Origin of the sequence: Mycobacterium sp. E3251, from assembly GCF_001666835.1 — a bacterium.
Taxonomy (GTDB): domain Bacteria; phylum Actinomycetota; class Actinomycetes; order Mycobacteriales; family Mycobacteriaceae; genus Mycobacterium.
Genome location: NZ_LZJF01000184.1, coordinates 78,553 through 103,629 on the forward strand (window position 1 = coordinate 78,553; position 25,077 = coordinate 103,629).

Consider the following 25,077-nt stretch of genomic DNA (forward strand, 5'->3'; position numbering starts at 1 on the left):
CAACTACTTGCCGGTGCGCTCGCGGTGCTTGCACCCCGGCCAGCAGCATGGGCGGCGCTTGCCTTCTTCCAGCTCCTCCTGCGTCCGGCGGATGCGGCGCTGTCGGGTCGTTTCCTGCTTGGCGTCCTCGACCCAGCAGATGAACTCGTTGCGGGCCAGCGGCGTGATGTCCTTCCACGCGGCGAGGGCCGTGGCGTTGCCGATCAACGACTCGCGCAGGTCCGCTGGGAGCTTGTGCACCACCCCGCCGGGTATTCGCTGGCTGCTCATGGGGTTAGGCTAACCCGCCGTTCAGGCTCAAATGTGCGCTGTCGTCGTGTAATTCGTCGCGGCGCAGGCCCATGGGTGTGAGGTCTGGGACGTCCCCGCCGGCGACCACCGCGCGGGTGAGGGGCGTGAGCGCCCGAAACAGCGTCTCCACCTCGTCGTCGTCGAGCGCATTGAGCGCGGACAGCGAGAGCGCATCGGTGGAGCGTTCGATGTGGTCCTTCAGTTCCCGGCCGGCCGCGGTGAGCGAGCCGTCATCGTCCAGCAGTCCCCGTTCGGTCAGCCGCTGCTCGTGGTGCTGCCACGCGGCCTCGTCGTAGTCACGGGTCCGCGCGATGTACTCGCGCGGAACTCCGCCGGCCGCGGCATGCAACACGTTGGACTCCCGTCCCGAGATGCCGGCGGCCGCCAGCACAGCGACGTGCCCGTCGCCACGGTGCTCACGCAGCAACGTCGTCGCGTGCCACAGCGCGGCCAGCGGATCGTCCGGCCACGGCAGTGCCAGGTTCGCGGCGAACAGCGGGCGCGCGTCCAGTGGGGCGTGCCGGGCCGCCTTGCCCGCCAATTCCGCTGCGGTACGGATGTTTTCGTCATCACCCAGCCCGTAGCGGCGCAGCGCCGCGACGGCGGATTCCTGCCGGGCCCGCAACGCCGCGGCCGGGCCGGCGACCTCCCATGCCGCCGGCAGCGCCTTGGCGACGCGTTCGGGAGCGAAGTTGTAGAAGATCGCGGTGACCACCTGCCGGGGCACCGGGCCCAGCGGCGCCGATCGGGCGGCGAAGTAGCCCATCCAGAAGCCGCGGTAGCCCAGACCGTCCAGCGCCGCCCGTGCCTCCGGAGCGAAATACGTCACCGCATGTAGCGGTTCGAACCGGTCGAAGAAGCGCCGCGCCAGCGCCGGTTCCCTTTGCACGATCGCAGTTAACCACACTCGCCGCTTCGGGCGGCCCTGACGACGGCTCGCCGGATCGCCTCGTACCCGGTGCAGCGGCAAAGGTTGGAAGTTAGCAGCTCCCGCAGCCGCTCCGGGTCGTCGACGATGCCGAGGTCGGCGTCCAGCGCACCCGCCGCCAGCATCAGGAAACCCGGAGTGCAGAAACCGCACTGCAACGCGTGCTCGGCCGAAAACGCTTGCTGCAACGGGTGATCGGTGCCATCCGGTGCGGCGAGACCCTCCACCGTGCGGATCTCGCGCCCGCCGCACTGAACGGCGAACATCAGGCAGGAGCGCACAGCGTCGCCGTCGACCAACACCGTGCAGGCCCCGCAGACGCCGTGTTCGCAGCCGAGGTGGGTGCCGGTCAGCCCGCAGTCCTCGCGCAGGGCGTCGGCGAGCGTGCGACGCGGCGGCACGTCAATGACGTACTGGCGCCCGTTGACCGTCAACTCGATGTGCACGGCATCATCCTCGGGCTCGGGCCTGGACGAGGGCGCGGCGGGTGAGCACGCCCACCGCGTGCCGTTGGTATCCGATGTCCGCGTGCGGCTGGGGGATCGGCGCGGCGTCCTCCTCGGCGGCGGCACGCGCGGCGGCGGCGATGGCGGAGTCGTCGAACGGACGCCCGATCAACGCGGCCTCGGCCGCGGCCGCGCGCAGCGGTCGGTCCGCCGCGTTGACCAGTCCCACCGAGGCGGATGCGACGCGGCCGTCCGCGACGGTCACGGCCACCGCCACCGCGAGTTCGGCGAAGCTGGCGTGGGTGCGCCGATGTTCGACGAAGCCGACGGCGGTGCCGTCCGGCAGCAGGGGCAGGCGCACCTCGGCGAGCAGTTCGTCGGGGCGCCGGACCGTGGTGAACGGGCCGGTGAAGAAACCCTCCGCGCGCACCGTGCGCCGCCCGCCCGAGCCGAGCAGGTCGACTTCGGCCCCCAGCGCCACCGCGATCGTCGGCCACTCCGCCGCCGGGTGGGCGTACGCGAGGCTGCCCAGCATCGTGCCCCTGGCGCGGATCGGAGGGTGGGCGATGTGGTGGGCGACGCGGCCCAACAGCTCACCCAGTGGCCCTGGCGCGCAACCGGATTCGAACGCACGGTGCCTGACCAGCGGGCCGACCCGCAGCACCGCGCCGTCGCGCGTCATGCGGTCGAAACCCGCGACGCCGTTGATGTCGACCAGCCGCCGGGGCCGGAAGGCGCGGAAATTCATCTCCAGCACCAGGCTTTGCCCGCCGGCCAAAACGTGCGCATCGCCGTCGGCGAGCGCGGCCACGGCTTCGTCCACGCTGCGCGCGGCGACGTAGTCGAACGGCGCGGGTTTCATCGGGTGGCCCGCCAGCAGTTGTACGCGGTGAGCGGCATCTGCAGTCGGGAGGGGTCGTCGATTCCGAGCGCGTCGACGACGGCGTTGACGATTGCGGGGGGCGTTCCGATGCAGCCCGCCTCGCCGGCGCCCTTCGCGCCCAGCGGTGTGTTCGGGTTGGGCGTGCAGGTCTCCGCGAACCGCAGCGGCGGCAGCTCCGAGATGGTCGGGATCAGGTAGTCGAGCAGGCTGACCGTGGCCGGGCGACCGTCCGGGTCGTAGCGCACTTCCTCGCACATGGCCTGCCCGAGCCCCTGCACCGTCGAGCCGTAACCCTGCCCGTCGACGATCAACGGATTCACCACGACGCCGTAGTCGTCCACGGCGACGACCTTCAGCACGGCGATCTCCCAAAGCTCGGTGTCGACCTCGACCACGGCGATGTACGCGCCGAACGGAAACCCTTCCGGCGGCGCGAATATCTCGTCGGCGCGCAATTGTCCCTCCGCGGCCAGGTCGGCCAGACTCATCGCGTGGCCGCCGGCGTGCACCTCGCCCTTGCGGTATTCCACGTCGGCGGCCGGGACGGCGCGGATTTCCGCCATGCGCTGCCGGGCGGTCTCGATCAACTTGCCGGCCGCCCGGTGCAACGCGGCGCCGCCCGTCTGCATCGACCGGCTGGCGAATGAGCCGATGCCCTGGGGGATCACGGCGGTGTCCCCCTCGACCAGCCGCACCCGCTCCACGTCCACGTCGAGCACCGCGGCGACCACCTGCGGGAAGGAGGTTTCATGGCCCTGGCCCGTCGAGCAGCAGCCGGACAGCGCCACAAACGTGCCGTCCGGGCAAGCTTCGACCGCGCCGAATTCGTCACCCGCCCCGGAACGTTCGACGTAAGTGCACAGCCCGATGCCGATCGGCGGCTCACCGGCGGCGCGGCGGCGGGCCTGCTCGGCGCGCCACCCGTGGTAGTCGACCTCGCGCACGGCCAGGTCCAGGGCGGCGGCGTAGTCACCGCTGTCGTAGGTGTACCCGGTCGGGGCGGCATACGGAAACGCCTCGGGGGCAATGAAATTGCGCCGCCGCAGCTCGACCGGATCCATGCCGAGCCGCCGGGCCAGCAACTCGACCGTCCGCTCGATCGCCGACGCCGCCTCGGGGCGGCCGGCGCCGCGGTACGGGCTGGTGGGCGCGGTGTTGGTGACCACGGCGCGGGCCCGCACGTGCACGTGCGGAATCGCGTAGGCGCCGGTGGCCATCAGCGCCGTCGCCGTCGGTACGAACGAGCCGGTGTGCGGGTAGCCGCCCACGTCGGCGTCGACGTGCAGCTCGTAGGCGAGGATGCGCCCTTCGGCGCTGGCCGCCATGCGGACCCGCTGGTTCTGCCCCCGCCCGTGCGGCGCACCCGTCAGCGACTCGGCACGGTCCTCCAGCCAGCGCACCGGCCGGCCCAGCCGCCGGGCCGCCGCGACCACCGCCAGGTACTCGGGCCACGTCTCACTTTTGCCGCCGAACGCGCCGCCGACGTCCGGCACGATGACACGGACCTGCTCCGGCCGCAGCCCGAACCCGGCGGCCAGGTCGCGGCGCAGACGGTGCGGCGCCTGATGCGAAACCCACACCGTCAGCCCGCCGCCCGGCTCCGGGCGCACCACAATCGCCCGTGGCTCCATGAACATGTGCGAGACCAGTTGTTGGCGATAACCGGCCGTCACCACCACGGCCGCGTCCCGCCACACGGACTCGTCGATGCGATCGCCAAACTCCTTGTCGGTGGCGGCATTTCCCTTGCCCGGGAACAACTGCACGTCGCTGGCGGCCGCCTCGGTCGGGTCGAGCAGGACGGGCAGCGGCGCGATGTCGACACGCACCGCGTCTCGGGCGTCCTCGGCCAGATACCGATCGTCGGCGACGACGATCGCCACCGGCTCCCCGACGTAGCGCACCCGCTCGGTGGCCAGCGCCGGCCATGGCCGGCCCTCCACGGACCCCGGGTCCAGCATCGGGGGGGTGTCGGGCAGGAACGGAAGGTCGGTGTGCGACCACGCGGCGGCCACCCCCGGCAACGACCGGGCCGTCACCACGTCCACCGCGCGCAGCTCCCCGTGGGCGACGCCGCTGCGCACGAAGGCGGCATCCAGGCATCCGGGGAGGCGCAGGTCACCGACGTAGCCACCCGCTCCGCGCACCAGCCGCGAATCCTCACGGCGTTGCAGCCGCGCACCAATCATCCGGCCCATTTACCCATGTACCGGGCGTGACAAACGAATCACCCCGGGGCTCAAAGCCTCAGCAGGCGCTCGGCGTTGCGGTGGGCGATCTTCTCCCGATCGGCCTGGCTGATCGGCATCCGATCGAGAAACTCCCGGCACGCCTTGATGTTTCCATAGGGATAGTCGGCGGTGAAGACGACGCGGTCGATCCCGATGACGTTGACCATCGCCAGGTAGGCGTTGAACGACAGGCTCCAACTGGGATCCATTGCGCCGGGCCGCTGGCTGAAGAAGTCGCCGGCGAGGATGCCGCCGTAGAAGTTCTCCCGCAGGTACTCCTTCACGGTGCGCTTGAGGCCCGTCTCGGCCGGCGGAAACGAATAGTCGGTCCGCCATCCCATCCAGCTCAGCGCCTCGAAGTGGTGACCCACAATGACCTGCAACTGGGGGAACCGGTCGAACACCCCGCCGAGGATCAGTCGTAGGCAATGCAACCCGGTGTCGATGTGCCAGCCGACCCCGGCGGCCGCCAACCGTGCCGTTATTTTCCGATCAAAACCGGCGTAGTAGGCGTCGATGACCGGCAGGGGCGGCAGGGTGGGATGCAAAAAGATTGGCACGCCGAGTGATTCGGCGGATTCGAAGACCGGCCAGAAGAAGGTGTCGTCGAGGTAGCGGCCGTTGACGTGACCGTTGATCAAGGCGCCCACGAAGCCGTGGTCGCGGACGGTGCGTTCGAGCTCGGCGGCGGCCACCGCCGGGTCGCGCATCGGCAGGGTGGCGAAACCGCGGAACCGATCCGGGTGCCTGACGATCGCGGCCGCCACCTCCTCGTTGGCCCGCCGCGCCAACTCGGCCGCCACCGCTGGTTCCAGCGTCTCGGGGCCCGGGACGGAGTGCGAGAGGATCTGCACGTCGATGCCCGCGGCGTCCATCGCGGCGAGCCGGCCTGCGCCCAGGTCGTTGATTCCCGGCGGCCACTCCCCGTCCGCTCCGGGCGAGCCGTAGCCCGCGTGCATCAGCAGTTCGGTCGCCGGATCCAGCCCCTGGTTGTGGTGCTCTTCGGCTATGGCCGCAAACCTGTAGTGCTCCTCGATACCGATGACCTTCATCCGTCTCCTCCCATCCATGGACACCCACGAGACCGGGGCGCTCGGCGTTCACCGGGTACCAGGCGCGGGCTGCCCCCGCATAGTCTCGAACCCGTGACCATCCCGTACGACGATGCGCTGTGCGAGCGGATTCGGGGCCACCTGGCGGACCATGAGCGTCGCGAGGTGACCGACCCGACCAAGCGGCACGCGGCGGTCGCCGTGGTGCTGGTCGACTCGGCCCTGGGCGAGGACCGGGTCGACCCGGCGCCCGTGGAGGAGTGGAACGGTGACCGCCCCTTGCCGGGGGCCGGCCTCGACGGCCGGATGGTCGATGTGTCCGGCGGCGCGGCATTCCTGTTGTGCCGCAGGGCATCCCGCCTCACCTCGCACGCTGCGCAGTGGGCGCTGCCCGGCGGGCGGCTCGACCCGGGTGAGACCGCCGTCGACGCGGCATTGCGGGAACTGCACGAGGAAGTCGGCATCAGCCTGCCCGAGTCGACCGTGCTCGGGCTGCTGGACGACTACCCGACCCGGTCCGGGTACGTGATCACCCCGGTGGTGATCTGGGGCGGCGGCCGGCTCGATCCCCGGCCGGCGCCCGACGAGGTGGTGGCGGTGTACCGGGTGGGTCTGCACCAGTTGCAACGCGACGATTCTCCGCGGTTCATCACGATCCCGGAAAGCCCCCGCCCGGTGGTGCAGATTCCGCTGGGAAACGACCTGATTCACGCCCCGACCGGCGCCGTGCTGCTGCAGCTGCGGTGGTGGTGTCTGGAAGGCCGACACGACCCGGTGGGCGGGCTCGAACAACCGGTCTTCGCCTGGAGGTAGCGGTCGGTGGACGACCCCCGGGCAAGCCTGCCGGCTCACCGACGGCGGGTTCTCGTCTTCCTGGCCGGCGTGGACAGGCGGCGGTCGACGGCGGACAGCGCGCGCTCGGCCCACCGAATGTTCTCCTCCTCGAACGCGATTCCGCGCAGCAGCGTCAAGTAGGGACCTATTCGCTGGGCATGGGCCAGGAAGTCCTCCTCGTCGCGGCCGTCGAGCATGCGCGCACGCAACCGTTCGTAGCGTTGCAGTTTGGCCGTCGCCCATTGCAGTCGTTCGACGATGGACTCGCGCACCGCCCGCGTGTCGCCGGCGTCTGCGGCCTGCACCTTGATGAGCAGTTCATCGCGGATCACCGACGGCTTGGGCGGCTGCGCGGTGAACTCCTGGATCGCCTCGCGGCCGGCATCGGTCAGCGAGAACAGGCGCTTGTTGGGCCGCCGCTCCTGGTGCACCACCCGCGCCGCGATGAGACCTTGCTCGGCGAGCCGGTCGAGCTCGCGGTACAGCTGCTGCGGCGTGGCCATCCAGAAGTTCGCGACCGAGGCGTCGAATTCTTTGGCCAGGTCGTATCCGGATGACTCCCCCTCGAGGAGGGCCGCCAATACCGCATCCCGCAGCGACATCGACACAGGCTACAACGCGATGAGTAGTCAACAAAGTGATTAATCGCACTATGGACATGCCGGGGCCTTCGGCATAGCGTCAACGGCACTCCTGAAACGAATTCACTAGGCGAGGTGTCGGATGCATCCGTTCCGCAAGGCGGTCGAAGAACGCGACGAGAAGGGCATCCAGGCGCTGCTTGCCGACGACGTGGTGTTCACCAGCCCGGTGGCGTTCAAGCCGTACGTCGGCAAGCCGATCACCGCCGCGATCCTGCGCGGCGTCATGCGTGTCTTCGAGGACTTCCGCTACGTCCGTGAGATCCACGACGGGGGCGGTCGCGACCATGCGTTCGTGTTCGAGACCGGGATCGCCGGAGCGCCGGGGGTCAAGATCACCGGTTGCGACTTCCTGCACTTCAACGACGACGGCCTCATCGACGATTTCGTGGTGATGGTGCGACCGCTATCCGGCGCGAAGGCGCTGTCGGAGGCGATGGGCGCCCAGTTCGACCGAATCCAGCAGGAGGCGCTCGAGCTGGCCGACGAGTTCACCACCGCGTAGGAGTAGCGAGCATGCGAATCGGATTGGGCATCAACTACGCGGGCGGTTTCAAGGACGTGGCGGCCGAAGTGGCCGACCTCGAGCGCGCCGGACTCGACATTGTCTTCGTCCCCGAGGCGTATTCGTTCGACGCAGTGAGCGCGCTGGGCTACCTGGCCGCCAGCACCGACCGGGTCGGGCTGGCCTCGGGGATCCTGCAGCTCTACACGAGAACGCCGACGCTGACCGCGATGACCGCGGCCGGCCTGGACTACGTCTCCGACGGTCGGTTCACGCTGGGCCTGGGAGCTTCGGGCCCACAGGTCATCGAGGGCTTCCACGGTGTCCCGTACGACGCGCCGATCGCCCGGACCCGCGAGGTGATCGACATCTGCCGCCAGGTGTGGCGGCGCGAGACGCTCACACACCAGGGCAGGTACTACACGATCCCGCTGCCCGCCGGGCAGGGCACCGGGCTTGGCAAGCCGCTCAAGCTGATCAATAAGCCCGTGCGGGAACGTATTCCGATCCTGGTGGCGGCGCTGGGACCTAAGAACGTCGAGCTGGCGGCCGAGATCGCCGAGGGCTGGCAGCCGATCTTCTACCTGCCCGAGAAGGCGTCGCAGGTATGGGGAGAGGCGCTGGCCGCCGGCCGGGCCAAGCGCGACCCCAGTCTGGGTGACCTCGACATCTACGCCGGACCGGTGCTGGCCATCGGCGAAAACGTGGAACCACTAAGGGAATTCGTCAAACCGCACCTCGCCCTCTACATCGGCGGAATGGGCGCCAAGGGCAAGAACTTCTACCACGCCCTGGCGACCAAGTACGGCTACGGCCCGCAGGCCGATCGGATTCAAGAGCTCTACCTTGCCGGGGACAAGGACGGCGCCGCCAAGGTCGTCCCCGACGAACTCGTGCGGGACGTGAACCTCATCGGCAGCCGCGAATTCGTCAAGGACCGCGTGGCCGCGTTCCGGGAGGCCGGGGTTACCACGCTCAATGTCTCGCCCATCGCGTCCACAACCGCCGAGCGGATCAAGCTGATCGAGACGCTGCGCGAACTCGTCTGACCGTCGGGCCTCGTCAGCCCTGGCGGTGGGCGCCTCGGCGGAGTCGAACCGCTCGAGTCACGGCCGTCAGCAGCGCCAGCGCCGCCATCACGGCGAGGATGGCCGTCGAAACAGTCGACCCGACCGTCGTCAGAATCAGCGGCAGGCCGAAACCGATGTACGTCACCACGTAGAACGCGCCAACGAGCGCGCCGCGCAGGCGTTTTGGCGCCGCGGCCTCCAGGTCGATCAAGCCCTCGCGCAGACACAGACCGGAGGCGCTGCCCAGCACCAGGAACAGTGGCAGACCGAGCGCCGGCGACATGTCCGGCGGGGCCAGCGCGGTGACCGCGTAGCCGAGCGCGGCGAGCACCGCACCGGCGGTGCCGGCCTGCGGCCCCCACCGGCGCGCGCGGGCGAGCACTTGGATAAGCCCGCTGACCCCGTTGACCAGCAGCGTGGCCAGGCCGGCGGCCATCGGAGCCGCGAGCCCGGTGTGCACGCGGCTGGGGATCGCGATGAATCCGAGTGTCGCCGAAGCGAATACCCACGGCGCCAGCGGCATCGCCCAACTCAACGCCCGCGCCGCACCCCGCCCGCCGCCGCTCGACGGCTCCCAAACCTGGGTGGTTTCCTGCTCCGTGGCCCTCGCTCGCCCCGCGACGACGATCGCGACGGCCATCGCGGCCACTCCGACGGCGGCCGCGATCCCGAACGACAGCCGGACGCCGACCGGACCCGCGCCGGCGATCAACGCTCCCGCGAACGGGCCGATCGCGAAGCCGGCCATCAACGCCGCGCCCGCGGCGGCCGCGCCGGCGGGGCCTTTCAGGTCCGAGGCCCACGCGGTGCAGGAACTCATGGCCAGCCCGACCCCGAGCCCGACTACCAGGCGTCCCAGCAGCAGAACGTCGTACTGCTGCGAATAGAACATGGCCACCGTCCCCGCCACGGCGGTAGCCGTCCCCGCCAGTGCCACCGACCGACGCCCGAAGGCATCCGAGGCGCGTCCGCCGACGATCAGACCGGGCAGCAAGCCCAGCGCGTAGATGCCGAAGATCGCATCAAGGGTGGCCGAGCTGAGGTGCTGCCGAACGCTGAGCAAGGGCATCAACGCGACGAAGTGGTTGGCCACCCAGCCGATGGACAGCAACAACACCAGGACGGCGGCGAACGCGCTCCGGACCGGAGCCGGGCGGTCACCCATGTCCAGCGTGACCAAAGCCGACGGCGGAGTTGACCCGTTGGACCCGGACACCGGACGTTCCTCCCCTCGGGTCCCGGCGCGGTGGGGACCGACGAAACCTAAACGACGACGCGGACGTGGCAGTTATTCCCGTTCGGCAGCGAGATGCACGCTGCGCAAACGGCTGATTCACCGGCGCAATCGCACGGCGGGGTTTCAAATCGGTCGATTTGGTGTACTGATACCACTACTCGGCTCCAGGAAGGCAAACGATGAAGCAAATTGCGGCCGCCACGTTCGCGATCGCCGCCGTGCTGCTGTCCAGCGCGTGTTCGGCCTCACAGGTCATCAACACCGGCGGCGACACCAAGTGCAAGGACTTCACCTCTCAGGACGAGAAGAAGCAGAACGACGAGGTCAGCAAGATGCTGAAGGACAAGAACGGCACGGACCCCGCCAACGCTGAGATCTCGGCCACCCGACTGTCGGCGCTGACGTACTGCCAGACGTTGGGCAAGCCGGACACCAAGATCTCCGACGCGCCCCGCGGCTGACGGTCACTGCGGCGGTGAGCCGCACCTTCGGAACGCTCGCCGCACTGGCGCGATGGGGAAGCGCAGGTGCGCCGGCGAAACTAGTGTTTGTCGGCGGCGTCTGCGTCGGCCGCCGCACTCACGAGTTCTCGGCGTCCCGCGTGTGCCTCGGCCCGCATCCGCTCCACCATGTGCGGGTAGTGCAGCTCGAAAGCCGGTCGCTCCGAACGGATCCGAGGCAGTTCGGTGAAGTTGTGCCGCGGCGGCGGGCAACTGGTCGCCCACTCCAGCGAGTTGCCGTGGCCCCAGGGGTCGTCCACCAGGACCGGTTCGCCGTAGCGCCAGCTCTTGAACACGTTCCACACGAACGGCAGAACCGAGACGGCAAGGATGAACGCCCCGATGGTGGAGACGAAGTTGAGCGTCGCGAACCCGTCGGTGGGCAGGTAGTCGGCGTAGCGGCGCGGCATACCCGAAGTGCCCAGCCAATGCTGGACCAGGAACGTGGTGTGGAAGCCGATGAAGGTCAACCAGAATTGCAGCTTGCCCAGCCGCTCGTCGAGCAGCCGGCCCGTCATCTTGGGGAACCAGAAGTAGATGCCGGCGTACGTGGCGAACACGATGGTGCCGAAGAGTGTGTAATGAAAGTGCGCCACAACGAAGTAGGTGTCACTGATGTGGAAGTCCAGCGGCGGGCTGGCCAGCATCACCCCCGTCAGGCCGCCCAGCAGGAAGGTCACCAGGAAGCCTACGGAGAACAGCATCGGGGTCTCAAAGGTGAGTTGCCCCTTCCACATCGTGCCAATCCAGTTGAAGAACTTGATGCCGGTGGGGACGGCGATCAGGAACGTCATGAATGAGAAGAAGGGCAGCAGCACGGCGCCGGTGGCGTACATGTGGTGGGCCCATACCGCGACCGACAATGCCGCGATGGCCAGCGTCGCGTAAACCAGTGTCGTGTAACCGAACAGCGGCTTGCGCGAGAAGACCGGGATGATCTCGGAGATGATGCCGAAGAACGGCAGCGCGATGACGTACACCTCGGGGTGCCCGAAGAACCAGAACAAATGCTGAAACAGGATGACCCCGCCGTTGGACGCGTCGTAGATGTGCGCGCCGATGCGGCGGTCGGCCTCCAATCCGAACAGTGCGGCGGTCAGGAGCGGGAAGACCACCAGGACAAGAACACTGGTCACCAGAATGTTCCAAGTGAAGATGGGCATCCGGAACATCGTCATGCCCGGGGCCCGCAGGCACACCACGGTGGTGATCATGTTGACCGCGCCCAGAATGGTGCCCAGACCCCCGACACCCACCCCCAGAATCCACAAGTCGCCGCCCACGCCGGGGCTGTGCACGGCATCGGAGAGCGGCGTGTAGGCGGTCCAGCCGAAATCGGCCGCACCGCCGGGAACGATGAAGCCGCCCAACGCGATCAGCGCTCCGCAGATGAAGAGCCAGAACGACAGCGCGTTCAGCCGTGGGAATGCGACGTCGGGCGCGCCGATCTGCAAGGGCAGCACGAGGTTGGCGAATCCGAAAACGATGGGAGTCGCGTAGAACAGCAACATCGCCGTGCCGTGCATGGTGAACAGCTGGTTGTACTGCTCGTTGGAGAGGAATTGCAGCCCGGGCCGCGCCAGCTCGAGGCGCAAGAGCAGTGCCATCAGGCCGCCGATGAAGAAGAAGATGAAACAGGCGACCATGTACATGATGCCGATCATCTTGTGGTCGGTGGTGCTGATGATTTTGTAGATCAGGTTGCCCTTGGGGCCCGTTCGCGCGGGAAACGGCCGGCGGGCTTCCAGGCCGCTGACCGGCGGTGCTTCAGCCGTCATCGATTACCTCCACGGGGCCCAGCGATCAAGCCGCCCAAGTATTTCGAGGCAGCGGCGAGCCGACCTAGGGTCAAACGTCCCTAAATTCGCGCGGATTTCGTGCGACGCGGCGCGGGAAGGGGAGCCTTTCCAAGGTCTGCGGCACCGTCGCGACCCGAAGGGGGGTGTTGTCCGCCGACCGATGAGCGGCGAACATCAATCGGCGCGCCAATCCGACACGCTCTGCAGCGAATTGGGCAGCTCGTCCTGCCGGACGGCCTGAGCGAGCAGTTCACCCAGCAGCGGACCGAATTTCATCAGGTTGGCGCCGACGAACGCGACGACGCGGCCGCGGCGCGCCACGGTCCAGCCGTCGCCGCCCGAGTCGAGCCACGGCGCGCGGATCGTCACGCAGTCCACGCGGCCCACCGGGTAAAGCGCCGGGAACAGCGCGCGCACCGTCGCAGGGTCCGGCACCTCCTGCCCGAAAGCCCACCGGCCGGTCCTGTCCAGCGGCAGACCGTAACCCTCGGGCGCCGACAGGCACGCCGAGCCGGTCGCATCGGCGCCCTCGTAGGAGAACCGAGTGTGCGAGACGAAGTGCATGCCGAGCGGGCCGAAGAGTTCCGCCGTCCGCACCCCGGCGCAGATCAGCACCCGCTCGGCCCGCAGCACCGTCCCGTCGGCGAGGATCACCTCGCCGTCGTCGGCGACCGACACGACGTCTCCGCGCCGGATTTCGACCCGCCGCGCCAACGCGGACAGTGCGCGGCGGACACGCAGGCTGCCGCCGAGCGGATCGAGCACACCGGCCTCCCACGGCGGGGCGGCGAATGGGATCCGCGTGGCGATCTCGGCGGCGTCCGCCCAGCGGAACTTCGCGCCGGCCTCCGTCATCGCCGCCGCGGTCTCGTCGCAGGCGCCGGTGGCGATGAACCCCTCCGGGCCCAGCAGCCGGCCCGCGCCGAGCTCGGCTTCCCAGCGCTGCCAACCGGTGCGGGCTTGCAAGGCGAGGTGGCACAGCTCGGGGCGCCGGTGTGCGGTCCGGAAGATGCGGGCCAGTCCCGTGGACTGCTCGCCGAACGGCCGGCCGCGTTCGAGCACGATCGCCGACTCCCCGCACCGCGCGAGCTCGTAGGCGGCGGCCAGCCCGCACATCCCCGCGCCGACGATGACGATCACGCGATCGGCATACCCACGCGGCTAGAAGAAGAACCCGGCGTGGGGCGCGTCCGGCACCGCGAACAGCCGGTCGGCCACCGCAATCGCCGACGGGTCATCGGCGCGGACCAAACCGGCGATGGCGAGGTCGCGCCAGGTCGTGCCGCCGAGCAGGACGCCGGCCAGCCCCTCGACGTCGACCTCCAGCTGCGCCCGCCGTTCGGTCGGTTCGGCGCCGCCGCCGGTCACGCTGAAACGCCGCGAATTGTCCGGCACCATAGGGTCTTTCACCGCGATGGTGACGGCACCGTCGTCGCTGTAGTGCCGTGCCGCTAGCGCCCGCGATGCGTCGAGGATCCGCAGCCATGTCTCGTCGTGCACCGCGGTGACCCGCGCCGCTCGCCGGTCGGTCAACAGCCAGGGCAGCGGGTCGTCGAGCGGGAGCATCCAAAACACCACGCGGTCAATGAGATCCAGGCCGAGCAGGAACCGCAGCAGTCCGAGGTAGGCCTGCGGGGTGGGCGCGAAGAAGTCCTCGACGGCGATGGTGCGCTGGTCGCTGACGAACCACCGCTCGGTGTCGACGGGACGGTAGCGGGCGAACCCCGATTCGGCTCCCGGGGCACCGTGCACCGCGACGTACGAGGGCTGCGGTGAGGACTCGGTGCGCAGCCGCAGGCTTTGCCACCAGACGTCCGGCCGGTCGATGGTCCCCGGACGCGACGGGCGATGCTCGGCATAGATGCGGGGCAACAGCTCCCACGCTTGCGCGGCGTCGATCAACCGAACCGGACCGCCGGCCCCGACGTCGCGCCGCAGCGCCGCCCGCGCGGTGTGCACCTCCACGGTCTGCGACGAACTGGCGACACCGTATCCGTACCGGCCATAGATCGTCGCCTCCGACGCCCGCAGCGACGCGACCACTTCACCGCGGGCCGCGAAGTCCCCCAACTGATGACGGATCAGCTCTGTGGCGATGCCCTGTCGGGTGAATGACGGCAGCACCCCGATATGCGTGACGGCGGCGTGCCCGACCAGCACGCCGCCCGGGAGCGTCATCCGACTCGTCACCGCGTCCGCGGTGCCGACCAGTTGACCGTCGGCGAATGCGCCGACGGTGCGGCCGGGTTCGAGCAGCCCGGCGATGCGGCCGGGCGGCAGGTCCGGCAGCGGCGGGAAGCCGATCATGGCGACGCGAAACACGTTGGCGGCCGCCAGAAGCTCGTCCTCGCTGTCGAGGGCCCGGATCTCGGTGGTCATCCGGCCATCATGTCGCGTGCGCGCCGCGGCCTGGACCGCGGGCCGCTAACGAATCTGCAAGCCGGTCAATGCCCGCGAGATCACCAGGCGCTGGATCTCGCTGGTGCCCTCGAAGATGGTGAAGATCTTGGCGTCGCGGTGCATCCGCTCGACGGGATAGTCGCGGGTGTAGCCGTTGCCGCCCAGGATCTGGATCGCCTCGTCGGTGACGTAGACGGCCGTTTCGCTGGCCACCAGTTTGGCCATCGACCCCTCCGCCGCGTCGAACGATTGGTTGTTGCGCGCCATCCACCCGGCCCGCCATACCAGCAGGCGGGCGGCGTCGATGCGGCTCTTCATGTCGGCCAGCTTGAACGCCACCGCCTGGAATTCGCCGATCTTGCGGCCGAATTGCTCACGCTGGCAGGCATAGTCGAGGGCGTACTCGTACGCGGCCCGGGCGACGCCGACCGCCATCGCGCCGACCGTGGGCCGGGTGCGCTCGAAGGTCTTCATCGCCGCCTGGCTCCGCGCCGAGGCGCCCGACTTGACGCGGGCGATCCGCGCCTCGAACTTCTCCCGCCCACCGAGGATGTGGTCTTCGGGAAGCCGCACGTTGTCCAGCACCACCTCGGCGGTGTGGGACGCCCGAATCCCGTGCTTCTTGAACTTCTGTCCCTGCGCCAGCCCGTTGACCCCCGCGGGGACGACGAAGGTGGCCTGGCCGCGGGTGCCGAGCTCGGGGTAGACCGATGCCACGACGATGTGCACGTTGGCGATGCCGCCGTTGGTCGCCCACGTCTTGGTGCCGTTGAGGACCCACTCCCCGGCGGCCTCGTCGTAGCGGGCCCGGGTGCGAATGGCGCCGACGTCGGAACCCGCGTCGGGCTCGGACGAGCAGAACGCGCCCAGCTTCGGCTCGTCGGCCGTACCGAACATCTCGGGCAGCCAGCGGCCCAGCTGTTCGGGAGTTCCGTTGCCCGCCAGGGCCGCCGCGGCCAGGCCGGTGCCCATGATGGACAGCGCGATGCCGGCGTCGCCCCAGAACATCTCCTCGAATGCGGTGAGCATGCCCAGCCCGGTGGGCTCGGCCGCCTGCTGCGCGAAGAAGTCGGGAGAGTACAGGCCCACCTTCGCGGCCTCCTGGATCACCGGCCACGGGGTTTCCTCCCGTTCGTCCCACTCCGAGGCGGCGGGGCGGATGACGTCGGCGGCGAACTTGTGCACCCAGTCGCGCACCTCGATCACGTCGTCGGTCAGTTGCAATGAAAAAGTCACGGCTTCACTCCTGAATTATCTGTGCTCTCAACGGTTTCCGTATTGGGCGAGGACGCTGACGGTCTGGCTGACCCACGCCTCGAAGTACCGCTCCTCGTCGATGTTTCCCGGCAGGCGGCCGGTCAGCGCCTGCAGCGTTGCGGCATAGGACAACGACCCGATGGCGACGGCGGCGGCCGCGTCCGGATCGGGGATGCGGGTGCGGCCCGACCGGTTCGACGCGGCCAGTTCGTCGGCGAAACGCTGATAGGCGTTGTCGGTGATGACCTGCCAGGTCTTCTCGTCGAGATCGCCGAGCTCGTCGGGTTCCCGCAACATGACCTTGAGCAGGTCCTCGCTTTCCTTGAGGTTGCTCCAGATCAGCTGGCCGGCCGTGCGCACCGCCTGCTCGACGCCGCCGGGCTGCCCGGCGTCGTACTGCTCGCGTGCCGCCACGATGCTGTCGATCCGGTGCGCGACGGCGGCCTCGAGCAGTTCGCGCTTGGAGCCGAAGTGCTTGTACAACGCACCCGATCCCGGCGCCAGACCCGATGCCCGCTGGATGTCGGCCACCGACGTCGCCGCGTAGCCCTTGGCGGCGAAGAGCTTCAGCGCCTCGGCCAGCAGCCGATCACGTCCGGAGGCGAGCATGGTGAGAGAGTACTCACTCACTGCCCCAGGGGCAAAATGACCCCAGTCGCAGCCGCGGGACACCGGGCCGAAGATTGGCGCTAGATTCTCTGCGAAACGCCACGAGGCCTGAGCGCGGCGAATCGATCTCGGTGTGAAGGTTGTGGTCAGGTGGTCGACACCGTCGCCGTCCCGGCGCGGCGAGCTGCACAAGAGGAGCCTGACATTCGCGTGTTACCGCACGTAGATCTGCCGATGCGAGTGTTGTCGCTGCGCACCATCGTCGTCGTCGCGGCGGTGTCGGTGATCACCCTCGTGGTGCTGCTGGGCACCTGGGTGTGGGTCGGTGTCACCAACGATCAGTACAGCCAGCTCGACCGCAGGCTCGACTCGGTCAGCAGCCTCGGCGACATCAATTCACTGCTGCACAACGTGGAGCACGCCAGCCCCGACCAGCCCATGCCGGACGGCAACCTGGTGCGCACCGCACGGATCGGAGACGAGACCGTCTCGGCGCCCGGAAATATCGTGCTGCCCAAGCTGCCCAACGGGTACGCGAACACCACCATCAACGGGGTGCAATACCGCGTCCGCACCTTCTCCGCGGGGCCCGCATCGATCGCGCTGGCCGCACCGTTGGCCGAGGCCCAACACCGGATCAACGAGCTGCACCTGCGGGTGCTGTTGATCTGTGCCAGCGTCATTGGCGGCACGGTGGTCGTCGGCTGGGTGATCTCGTTGATCATGGTCAACCCGTTCCTGCTGCTGGCCCAGCAGGCCCGCGCCATCAACGCCCAGTCCAGCCCCGACGAGGTCCAGGTGCGCGGGGTGCGCGAGGCCGTGGAGATCGCCGAAGCCGTCGAGGGGATGCTCGCGCGCATCGGCAAGGAGCAACAGCGGACCAAGGCCGCCCTTGAGTCGGCCCGCGACTTCGCGGCGGTCGCCTCGCACGAGTTGCGGACCCCGTTGACGGCGATGCGCACCAACCTGGAGGTGCTGTCCACCCTCGACCTGCCGCGTGAACAGCGCCAGGAGGTCATCGGTGACGTCATTCGGACCCAGAGCCGCATAGAGGGCACCCTGACGGCGCTGGAACGGCTGGCGCAGGGCGAGCTCACCACCGTCGACGATTTCGTCCCGTTCGACATCACCGAACTCTTGGACCGGGCCGCACACGACGCCCTGCGCATCTACCCCGAAGTGGAGGTGTCGCTGGTGCCGTCGCCGACCGTGTTGATGGTGGGGTTGCCCACGGGGCTGCGGCTGGTGATCGACAACGCCATCGCCAACGCCGTCAAGCACGGCAACGCCGGCAAGATCCAGCTCACGGTGAGCAGCTCCAGCGAGGGCGTGGAAATAGCGATCGACGACGACGGCACCGGTGTGCCGGAATCGGAGCGCGCCACGGTGTTCGAACGCTTCGCGCGCGGTTCGACGGCCTCGCGTTCGGGATCCGGTTTGGGTCTGGCGCTGGTCGCCCAGCAGGCCGAATTGCACGGGGGCACGGCGGCGTTGCAAACCAGCCCGCTCGGGGGGACCCGGCTGTTGCTCAACCTGGCCGGCGATGGGCGCGGCCCCGCGTAACGTACGTCGCAATTTCCGGCCCCGGGAACGGGTGGAAACAGTTGGCCGATTCTTCGTTAAGTCGACGACAATTCGGCCGTTTTTAGGCGCCGCCATTCCTGCCACGCATTCGCATGACCCGCTCGCACTGAAGCTTTCGGCGGTGACTTCGTGACCACTGTGTCTGCAGTGGCATACGAGGTTGTTTGACGGATGACTTATAAGGGGAATACCGGCGGTCAGAACAATCGCGTAATTTCCTGCCCGTGGCCGGAGGTAAAGCTAGTGAATACACGAACGGTCGAACCCCACTAGACTGATGCGCCAAGCCCGTCTTTTAGGCGCTGAGCAATCGGAGGGAAATCATGGTGCTGCAGGTGCAATCGGAAGCAGTGCTGGCGTCGTCATCCGCGGAGGCGGCCATCAGCGCGGAAACTCAGGCGGCGGCTTCGGCGGCCGCGCCGGTGCTGTTGGGAGTCCTGCCGATGGGCGGGGACCCCGACTCGGCGATGTTTGCGGCAGCGCTGAACGCATGTGGCGGAAGCTATCTCGGAGTGGTTTCCGAGCACGCCGCTCAGCGCGGCCTGTTCTCCGGCGCGCAGAGCCTCGCGTCGGGAACGTACGTCGTCACCGAGCTCATGCGTAGCTTGGCGTTGGCGATCGGCGCCTGAGACCAGCGACGCACAAAGGGGGAAGTACGCATGGCCGATCCGGGGTGGGCCGCGCGTACGCCTGAGGACAATGATTTGTTGCTCAAGGCGGGCGCCGGCGTCATCACCCATCTGGCCAACCAGGCTGCGTGGACGGCGCTCGCGGCCACCCATCACGGCTCGAGCATCGCCTCGACGATCAACACCGTGGCCACGTCGGCGAGCTGGGTGGGCACCGGCTCCCTGGCCTCCGCGGCCAACGCCACCGCGCTGAACGCGTCGCTGCACGGGCTGGCCGGGTGGGTGGACGTCAAGCCGGCCGTGGTTTCCACGGCGGTCTCGGCGTATCAGATGGCGTACGGTTCGATGCGCCCCGCGCCCGAATGCATCGAGAACCGCACCGAATGCGCCACCGACTACGGCATCAACCCCCTCGTCCTCGGGGCTTTGACGCCCCGCATCACGTCGCTGGAACTCGAGTACTTCGGATCGATGTGGCCGAACAACTCCGCCGTCGGTGCCAGCTACGGGGCGATTCTCACCGCGCTGACCCAAAGCCTCGCCATTCCGCCGCCGCTGGCAACCATGGGTGCGTCGCCGGCGGCGCCGGGGGCGGCGGCCTCGGCGATCGGTCAGTCCGCCGCCCAGGTCGCGGCCGGAGACGGCATGCGCTCCGCTCTTCAGGGCGCGCAGACGGGCACGCAGGGCGCGGGCCAGGCGGCATCGGGCGGCCAGGACTTCATGAGCCAAGCCGGATCGTTCATGGAGCCGGTGCAATCGATGATGGGCGCGGTCCCGCAGGCGATGCAGGCGCCCATGCAGATGATGCAGGCGCCGATGCAGATGATGTCGCCGCTGCAATCGATGATGGGCATGTTCGCCAACCCCGGCGCCATGGCAGGGGCGGCGCCGGGAGTTTCGGCCGTCTCGGCGACGGAGGTGTCGGCCGTAGGCGCCTCGGGCGGCGGCGGGGCCGCATCCCTGGGCGGTGCGGGTATGCCCGCGACGACCTTCACCCGTCCCGTCAGCGCCTTCGAGCCCGTCAGCAGCGGCCGGCCGGTCGGGTTGCGGCCGAGTGGGGCGTTGGGGGCCGAGGCCATCCGTCCGCAGACCACCACGGTCGGCGGCGGCACACCGATGGGCGGCATGCCGGTGGGGCATGGGGCGGGAGGAGAGCGCGGATCCCGAGACAAATCGGAACAGCCCGCGACGGTGCGGGTTGTCGACACCAGAGTGTGAAGCCGGCCCGGCCAAGGGTGAATCGACAGGTCCAAATAGCCCTCATACACTTCGTTTCATGCCCCAGGTAATTCCCGGGGGAGGGCAGCAGTAGTTAGGAGAAACCGCAAGTGGACAGTTCAACAATCCAAGTATCGTCGCAGGTGCTTCGCGACGCTTCCAACCACATTCAGGCGAACATGGAGCACGCGATCGCAATCGCTCAGGGCTACATCGCAAATCACGAAAACGTGATGAACCCTTCGACCTGGTCCGGTGAAGCGGTGACCGCGTCCCACGCGACGGCTATCGAAATTCAGAACGACCTGAACAAGGTCCTGTCCGGCGGAACCCGCCTGGCCGAGGGCCTCAAGCAGGCGGCGGCCTTGATGGAACACCACGAGGCGGATTCCACACACGCCTTCAGCGCGCTATTCGGCGGCCACGGCTCCTAACCGCCCCACTCGCTCGTAATTTCACTATTGGTCTTTGAAAGGAAGCTCGCAAATGTCCAACCCGATCACTTATAACCCGGGCGCCGTCGCCGATTTCGCCTCCGACATCGGCTCCCGCGCCGGCCAGCTGCAGGGAATTTATGACGACACCTCGAACCGGACCAACCAGCTGACGGAATTCTTCGCCGGCCATGGTGCGAAGCAATTCTTCGAGGCGCAAGCGCAGATGCTGTCCGGTCTGCAGGGGCTGATCGACACCGTGAGCCAGCACGGGACGACGACCTCGCACGTGCTGGACAACGCGCTCGCGACCGACCAGAACATCGGCCACTTGTTCGGCTGAGATCGGCTAACCACCGCGATTGAAGGTGGGGCAGATGCGTGAGCGCATGTGCCCCCCTTCGGCGTCTGGCCCGCCGGTTCGATGGGCGCGCTGCCCTGAAAGCGAAATGAGATGCTGACGACGACGGTCGATGGCCTGTGGGTGTTGCAGGCGGTTGCAGGGGTGGAGCAGACGTGCCCCGAGCTGGGGTTGCGCCCGTTGCTGCCGAGGCTCGACACCGCCGAGCGGGCGCTGAGCCACCCGATCGCGGACGAGTTGAGGACTGCCGGCGCCCTCGACGAGGCCGACAATGTCGACCCGATGATCCGCGAGTGGCTCACCGTGCTGTTGCGGCGGGACTTGGCGCTGATGGTCAGCATCGACGTGCCGGGGCGCGAACCGACCCGGGTGTCCATCTGCCGCTTTGCCAGCTGGTGGGTGGTGCTGGAACGCCACGGCGAGCTCATTCGCCTGTATCCGGCCGGCACCGCCAACGACGAGGGTGGGGCCAGCGAACTCGTCGTGGGGCAAGTCGAGCGGTTGTGCGGTGTGGCGGAGGCGGCGCCGTTGCGGCCGGTCACCCTGGACACCGAACAATTGCTCGCGTCGGTGCGCGACTCCGTCAGCCTGCGGACCTTTCTGCTCGCCCAGCGCCTCGGCGCCGATCAATTGCAGCTCGTGCTCGCTGCCGCCGACCCGGCGCGCTCGGCGCGCGCGTCCATCGTCGCGCTGCAGGCCGGGGTCGGGCCGGACGAACTTGCGCGGGTGGCGGTCGGCGATTCGTCCGTGTCTATCGTCGACACCCCGTCCGGACGCGTCTGCATCGAGTGCGTCATCTCGGGGCAGCGGCGCTACCAGATCGTCTCGCCGGGTTCGCGCAGCGACATCAGTGGCGCCGTGCAGCGGCTCATCCGCCGCTTGCCCGCGGGCGACGAGTGGTACTCGTATCGGCGGGTGGTCTGAGGAGGGGGACGATTTCTCAACTGACGCAAGATAAGTCAGTTAACCAATGCCGTGGAATAGCAACCCCTTACGTTCTTGAAGGGTTTCTTGATCGGTAAACGCGGTATCGCCGAGCGTGTTAGCATCGCGACGTGACGAGCCCTTGGAATGACCCGAATATGTCGGACGAAGGGGCGCTCAGACGGGGGGATCCGTCAGGGGGCCGCAACTTCCCGGATTCGGTGTCGGACACCATGCGCATTACCGATCTGGCCGCGCCTCGAAAGATTCCTCCGGGCTCGGGTTGGCGGAAATTCATCTACGTCATCTCTTTTAAGAAAATAAACCCGGGTGAATCACCCAGTGAGCGGCACTACCGGGACTTGCAGAACCGTATCCGGCGGCACATCCGGCGCCAGTACGTGATCACGGTGGTGTCCGGCAAGGGCGGCGTCGGCGTTTCGACGATGGTCGCCTGCATCGGTGGGGTGTTCCGAGAATGCCGCCCGCAGAACGTGATTGCGATTGACGCGGTCCCGGGTTTCGGCACGCTGGCCGACCGCATCGACGAGTCGCCGCCGGGCGACTACACCGCCATCATCAACGACACCGACGTCCAGGGCTACGCGGACATCCGTGAACACTTGGGGCAGAACCCGATCGGACTCGACGTGCTGGCCGGAAACCGCACGTCGGATCAGCCCCGGCCGCTGGTGCCTGCGATGTTCTCGGGTGTCTTGTCGCGGTTGCGGCGAACCCACACCGTGATGATCGTCGACACCTCGCCGGACCTGGAACACGAGGTGATGAAGCCGGTTTTGGAGAACACCGACACGCTCGTGTTCGTTTCCGGGATAACCGCGGACCGCTCCCGGCCGGTGCTGCGGGCCGTCGACTACCTGCGGTCGCAGGGCTACCACGAGCTGGTCTCGCGCAGCACCGTGATCATCAACCACACCGATCAGATCGCCGACAAAGATGCGCTGGCGTACTTGACCGAGCGGTTCAGCAAGGTCGGCGCGACCGTCGAAGAGATGCCGTTCGATCCGCATCTGGCCAAAGGCGGGCTCATCGACACGGTTCATGAATTAAAGAAAAAGACGCGGTTGCGGCTTTTTGAAATCACCGCCGGCCTGGCCGACAAATACATTCCGGATGCGGAGCGGACGGCGCCGTGACATCGGCGCATAAGGTCGCTTTCCCGGCGCGCTGCGCGGTCAATATTTCCTACGAGAAGCATCTCTGCTCCCAAGTGTTCCCGGCCGGAATTCCGGTGGAGGGATTCTTCGAGGGAATGGTCGAGCTCTTCGACGCCGATCTGAAGCGCAAAGGTTTTGACGGCATTACGTTGCCTGCGGGCAGCTACGAACTGCACAAGATCAACGGTGTCCGGCTGGACATCAACAAGAGCCTGGACGAGCTGGGCGTGCAGGACGGGGACACCCTGGTGCTGGTGCCCCGGGTCGCCGGCGAATCCTTTGAACCGCAGTACGAGTCGTTGTCGACCGGCTTGGCGGCCATGGGCAAGTGGCTCGGCCGCGACGGCGGGGACCGGATGTTCGCCCCGGTGACGCCGCTGACGGCCGCGCACACCGCCGTCGCGATCATCGCGATGGCGGCCGCGGTGGTGGTGGCGCTGACGTTGCGGGCGCGGACCTTCACCGACGGCCCCGTTCCGGCCGCGGTGTCCGGCGCAGTCGGGGCCCTGCTGGTGGTCGGGGCCTCCGTGGTCTGGTGGGGGTGGCGGGAGCGCCGCGACTTGTTCAGCGGGTTCGGCTGGCTGGCCGTGGCGTTGCTGGCCGTCGCGGGCGCATGCGCGCCGCCGGGCACCCTGGGGGCGGCGCACGGGGTGATCGGCCTCGTGATCGTGATCCTGGGTGCCATCGCCATCGGCGTGATGACACGCAAGCGGTGGCAGACCGCCGTCGTCACCGCGGTGGTGACGGTTAGCGGGATCCTCGCCGCCGTTGCCGTCGTTCGGATGTTCCGCCCGGCGTCGGCTCAGGTGCTGGCCATCTGCGTGCTGGTTGGATTGCTGATCCTGGTCAGGATGACCCCGCTGATCGCGCTGTGGGTCGCCCGGGTGCGGCCACCTCACTTCGGATCGATCACCGGCCGCGACCTATTCGCGCGCCGCGAGGGCATGCCCGTCGACACGGTCTCTCCCGTCAGCGAGGACGAATCCGAGGACGAGGACAACGAATTGACCGACATCACCGCGCGCGGCGCGGCGATCGCCGCGTCGGCGCGGCTGGTCAACGCGGTCCAGGTCGGTGTGTGCGTCGGGGTGTCGATCGTCCTGCCCGGCGCCGTGTGGGGGGTGCTGACGCCGGGGCGTCCCTGGGCGTGGCTGGCGCTGGTGGTCGCCGGGCTTGTGGTGGGCATCTTCATCACCCAGGGCCGGGGATTCGCCGCCAAGTACCAGGCCGTCGCGCTCGCCTGCGGCGCCGCGGCCGCGGTATGCGCCGGAGTGGTCAAATACGCCATCTACGAACCGAAAGACGTTGTGAGCGGCCTGCTTTGGCCAGCGGTGGCCATCGCCGCCTTCGCGGCGTGCGGGCTGGCCGCGGCGCTTCTGGTGCCGACGGTGCGGTTCAGGCCCTTCATCCGGTTGACCGTGGAATGGGTGGAAGTGTTGGCGTTCATCGTCCTGCTGCCAGCGGCGGCGGCCCTGGGAGGGCTGTTCACGTGGATTCGCCACTAAAGAGGGTGGCGGCGGTGACTGCCGCCCTGACCCTGGTCGCGCTGTCCGCGAATATCCCTGCCGCGCAAGCGATTACACCCCCACAGGTGGATCCGGGATTGGTGCCCCCGGACGGGCCGCCCAGGCCAGACCAACCGATGCGCCGCGCCAACAGCTGCTCGTCGCCCATCACCGTGCGCAATCCCGACGTGGCGCAGCTGGCACCGGGCTTCAACCTGCTCAACATCAGCAAGGCTTGGCAATACAGCACCGGCAACGGCGTACCGGTGGCGGTCATCGACACCGGCATTTCGCCCAACCCGCGGCTGCCGGCCGTACCCGGTGGTGACTACATCATGGGTGAGGACGGCCTGTCGGATTGCGACGCGCACGGCACAATCGTGGGCTCGATCATCGCCGCTGCGCCGCAAGGGACTTTGCCCATGCCGCGGCCCATGCCGCCGACCCCGGCGTTCCCTCCGCCGGCCGGACCGCCGCCGGCCAACGGCGCCCCGCCGCCGCCGGTCGAGGTCCCGCCGCCGGTGGCGCCCCCGCCGCCACAACACCAGCCATGACCACGCC

General features: G+C 68.4%; 25 protein-coding genes and 1 pseudogene. 13 read left to right on the forward strand and 13 right to left on the reverse strand.

Features of this window, described 5'->3' with window-relative positions:
- Positions 1-3: 3 nt before the first annotated feature.
- From A5697_RS22750 to A5697_RS22775, 6 genes are read right to left on the reverse strand one after another with little or no spacing between them, the layout of a single operon-like run.
- Positions 4-270: a YdeI/OmpD-associated family protein gene (locus A5697_RS22750; RefSeq protein ID WP_067946512.1), complete on the reverse strand. Its 267-nt coding sequence runs from the start codon at positions 268-270 to the stop codon at positions 4-6.
- A gap of 4 nt (positions 271-274) precedes the next feature.
- A complete protein-coding gene (locus A5697_RS22755) occupies positions 275-1,180 on the reverse strand; it encodes a hypothetical protein (RefSeq protein ID WP_068012114.1) in 906 nt (301 codons plus the stop codon).
- An 8-nt stretch (positions 1,181-1,188) separates the two neighbouring features.
- Positions 1,189-1,665: a (2Fe-2S)-binding protein gene (locus A5697_RS22760; protein WP_068012115.1), complete on the reverse strand. Its 477-nt coding sequence runs from the start codon at positions 1,663-1,665 to the stop codon at positions 1,189-1,191.
- Positions 1,666-1,669: 4 nt separating this feature from the next.
- Positions 1,670-2,527 (reverse strand): xanthine dehydrogenase family protein subunit M, encoded by an 858-nt coding sequence (locus A5697_RS22765; protein WP_068012116.1) that lies wholly within the window; start codon positions 2,525-2,527, stop codon positions 1,670-1,672.
- Complete coding sequence (locus A5697_RS22770; protein ID WP_197501089.1) at positions 2,524-4,746, reverse strand: xanthine dehydrogenase family protein molybdopterin-binding subunit; 2,223 nt, start codon at positions 4,744-4,746, stop codon at positions 2,524-2,526. Before A5697_RS22770 ends, A5697_RS22765 begins: the two co-directional genes overlap by 4 nt.
- Positions 4,747-4,787: 41 nt before the next feature.
- Positions 4,788-5,831 (reverse strand): amidohydrolase family protein, encoded by a 1,044-nt coding sequence (locus A5697_RS22775; RefSeq protein ID WP_068012117.1) that lies wholly within the window; start codon positions 5,829-5,831, stop codon positions 4,788-4,790.
- Between the two features lie 93 nt (positions 5,832-5,924).
- On the opposite strand from A5697_RS22775, the gene A5697_RS22780 reads away from it, so the two are divergent.
- Positions 5,925-6,644, forward strand: coding sequence for a CoA pyrophosphatase (locus tag A5697_RS22780; protein ID WP_068012118.1), 720 nt, complete (start codon positions 5,925-5,927; stop codon positions 6,642-6,644).
- A gap of 35 nt (positions 6,645-6,679) precedes the next feature.
- Here A5697_RS22780 and A5697_RS22785 read toward each other — a convergent pair whose 3' ends face one another.
- Positions 6,680-7,267: a PadR family transcriptional regulator gene (locus tag A5697_RS22785; RefSeq protein WP_068012119.1), complete on the reverse strand. Its 588-nt coding sequence runs from the start codon at positions 7,265-7,267 to the stop codon at positions 6,680-6,682.
- A 121-nt stretch (positions 7,268-7,388) separates the two neighbouring features.
- On the opposite strand from A5697_RS22785, the gene A5697_RS22790 reads away from it, so the two are divergent.
- Together A5697_RS22790 and A5697_RS22795 are read left to right on the forward strand one after the other, a co-directional pair.
- Positions 7,389-7,811, forward strand: coding sequence for a nuclear transport factor 2 family protein (locus A5697_RS22790; protein WP_068012120.1), 423 nt, complete (start codon positions 7,389-7,391; stop codon positions 7,809-7,811).
- Between the two features lie 11 nt (positions 7,812-7,822).
- Positions 7,823-8,860 carry an LLM class F420-dependent oxidoreductase gene (locus A5697_RS22795; RefSeq protein ID WP_067946497.1) on the forward strand — a complete coding sequence of 346 codons (1,038 nt, stop codon included), beginning with the start codon at positions 7,823-7,825 and terminating at the stop codon, positions 8,858-8,860.
- Positions 8,861-8,873: 13 nt separating this feature from the next.
- On the opposite strand, the gene A5697_RS22800 is transcribed toward A5697_RS22795, so the two are convergent.
- On the reverse strand, positions 8,874-10,046 hold the full coding sequence (locus A5697_RS22800; protein WP_068012135.1) for an MFS transporter: 1,173 nt from the start codon (positions 10,044-10,046) through the stop codon (positions 8,874-8,876).
- Positions 10,047-10,297: 251 nt separating this feature from the next.
- On the opposite strand from A5697_RS22800, the gene A5697_RS22805 reads away from it, so the two are divergent.
- Positions 10,298-10,579: a hypothetical protein gene (locus A5697_RS22805; RefSeq protein ID WP_068012121.1), complete on the forward strand. Its 282-nt coding sequence runs from the start codon at positions 10,298-10,300 to the stop codon at positions 10,577-10,579.
- Positions 10,580-10,659: 80 nt separating this feature from the next.
- On the opposite strand, the gene ctaD is transcribed toward A5697_RS22805, so the two are convergent.
- From ctaD to A5697_RS22830, 5 genes are all read right to left on the reverse strand, one after another.
- Positions 10,660-12,396: a cytochrome c oxidase subunit I gene (ctaD, locus tag A5697_RS22810; RefSeq protein ID WP_067946493.1), complete on the reverse strand. Its 1,737-nt coding sequence runs from the start codon at positions 12,394-12,396 to the stop codon at positions 10,660-10,662.
- A gap of 195 nt (positions 12,397-12,591) precedes the next feature.
- Positions 12,592-13,557, reverse strand: coding sequence for an FAD-binding oxidoreductase (locus A5697_RS22815; protein WP_068012122.1), 966 nt, complete (start codon positions 13,555-13,557; stop codon positions 12,592-12,594).
- A 21-nt stretch (positions 13,558-13,578) separates the two neighbouring features.
- Positions 13,579-14,796, reverse strand: a complete 1,218-nt coding sequence (locus tag A5697_RS22820; protein WP_068012123.1) for a GNAT family N-acetyltransferase — start codon at positions 14,794-14,796, stop codon at positions 13,579-13,581.
- Positions 14,797-14,841: 45 nt separating this feature from the next.
- Entirely contained in the window at positions 14,842-16,053 is a 1,212-nt protein-coding gene (locus tag A5697_RS22825; RefSeq protein ID WP_067946487.1) for an acyl-CoA dehydrogenase family protein, read from the reverse strand.
- Positions 16,054-16,080: 27 nt separating this feature from the next.
- Complete coding sequence (locus tag A5697_RS22830) at positions 16,081-16,683, reverse strand: TetR/AcrR family transcriptional regulator (protein ID WP_068012124.1); 603 nt, start codon at positions 16,681-16,683, stop codon at positions 16,081-16,083.
- A gap of 234 nt (positions 16,684-16,917) precedes the next feature.
- Here A5697_RS22830 and A5697_RS22835 point away from each other — a divergent pair, with 234 nt between their 5' ends.
- The 9 genes and pseudogenes from A5697_RS22835 to A5697_RS22875 all read left to right on the forward strand — a co-directional run.
- Positions 16,918-18,246: a sensor histidine kinase KdpD gene (locus tag A5697_RS22835; protein WP_067946482.1), complete on the forward strand. Its 1,329-nt coding sequence runs from the start codon at positions 16,918-16,920 to the stop codon at positions 18,244-18,246.
- A gap of 344 nt (positions 18,247-18,590) precedes the next feature.
- Complete coding sequence (locus A5697_RS22840; protein ID WP_067946481.1) at positions 18,591-18,896, forward strand: PE domain-containing protein; 306 nt, start codon at positions 18,591-18,593, stop codon at positions 18,894-18,896.
- Between the two features lie 30 nt (positions 18,897-18,926).
- Positions 18,927-20,114 carry a PPE family protein gene (locus A5697_RS22845; protein WP_068012125.1) on the forward strand — a complete coding sequence of 396 codons (1,188 nt, stop codon included), beginning with the start codon at positions 18,927-18,929 and terminating at the stop codon, positions 20,112-20,114.
- A gap of 110 nt (positions 20,115-20,224) precedes the next feature.
- Positions 20,225-20,548, forward strand: a complete 324-nt coding sequence (locus A5697_RS22850) for a WXG100 family type VII secretion target (protein WP_066953556.1) — start codon at positions 20,225-20,227, stop codon at positions 20,546-20,548.
- A 52-nt stretch (positions 20,549-20,600) separates the two neighbouring features.
- Positions 20,601-20,891, forward strand: a complete 291-nt coding sequence (locus tag A5697_RS22855) for a WXG100 family type VII secretion target (protein WP_067207998.1) — start codon at positions 20,601-20,603, stop codon at positions 20,889-20,891.
- A gap of 111 nt (positions 20,892-21,002) precedes the next feature.
- Positions 21,003-21,833 (forward strand): ESX secretion-associated protein EspG, encoded by an 831-nt coding sequence (locus tag A5697_RS22860; RefSeq protein ID WP_068012126.1) that lies wholly within the window; start codon positions 21,003-21,005, stop codon positions 21,831-21,833.
- Positions 21,834-21,964: 131 nt separating this feature from the next.
- The gene (locus A5697_RS22865; RefSeq protein WP_156622511.1) at positions 21,965-22,990 is read left to right on the forward strand and encodes a MinD/ParA family protein; all 1,026 of its coding nucleotides are present in this window, start codon (positions 21,965-21,967) and stop codon (positions 22,988-22,990) included.
- Complete coding sequence (gene eccD / locus A5697_RS22870) at positions 22,987-24,516, forward strand: type VII secretion integral membrane protein EccD (RefSeq protein WP_082953545.1); 1,530 nt, start codon at positions 22,987-22,989, stop codon at positions 24,514-24,516. Before A5697_RS22865 ends, eccD begins: the two co-directional genes overlap by 4 nt.
- Positions 24,501-25,055: pseudogene (locus tag A5697_RS22875) on the forward strand (type VII secretion-associated serine protease); the annotation flags it as partial. The gene eccD and the pseudogene A5697_RS22875, both read left to right, overlap by 16 nt.
- Between the last annotated feature and the right edge of the window lie 22 nt (positions 25,056-25,077).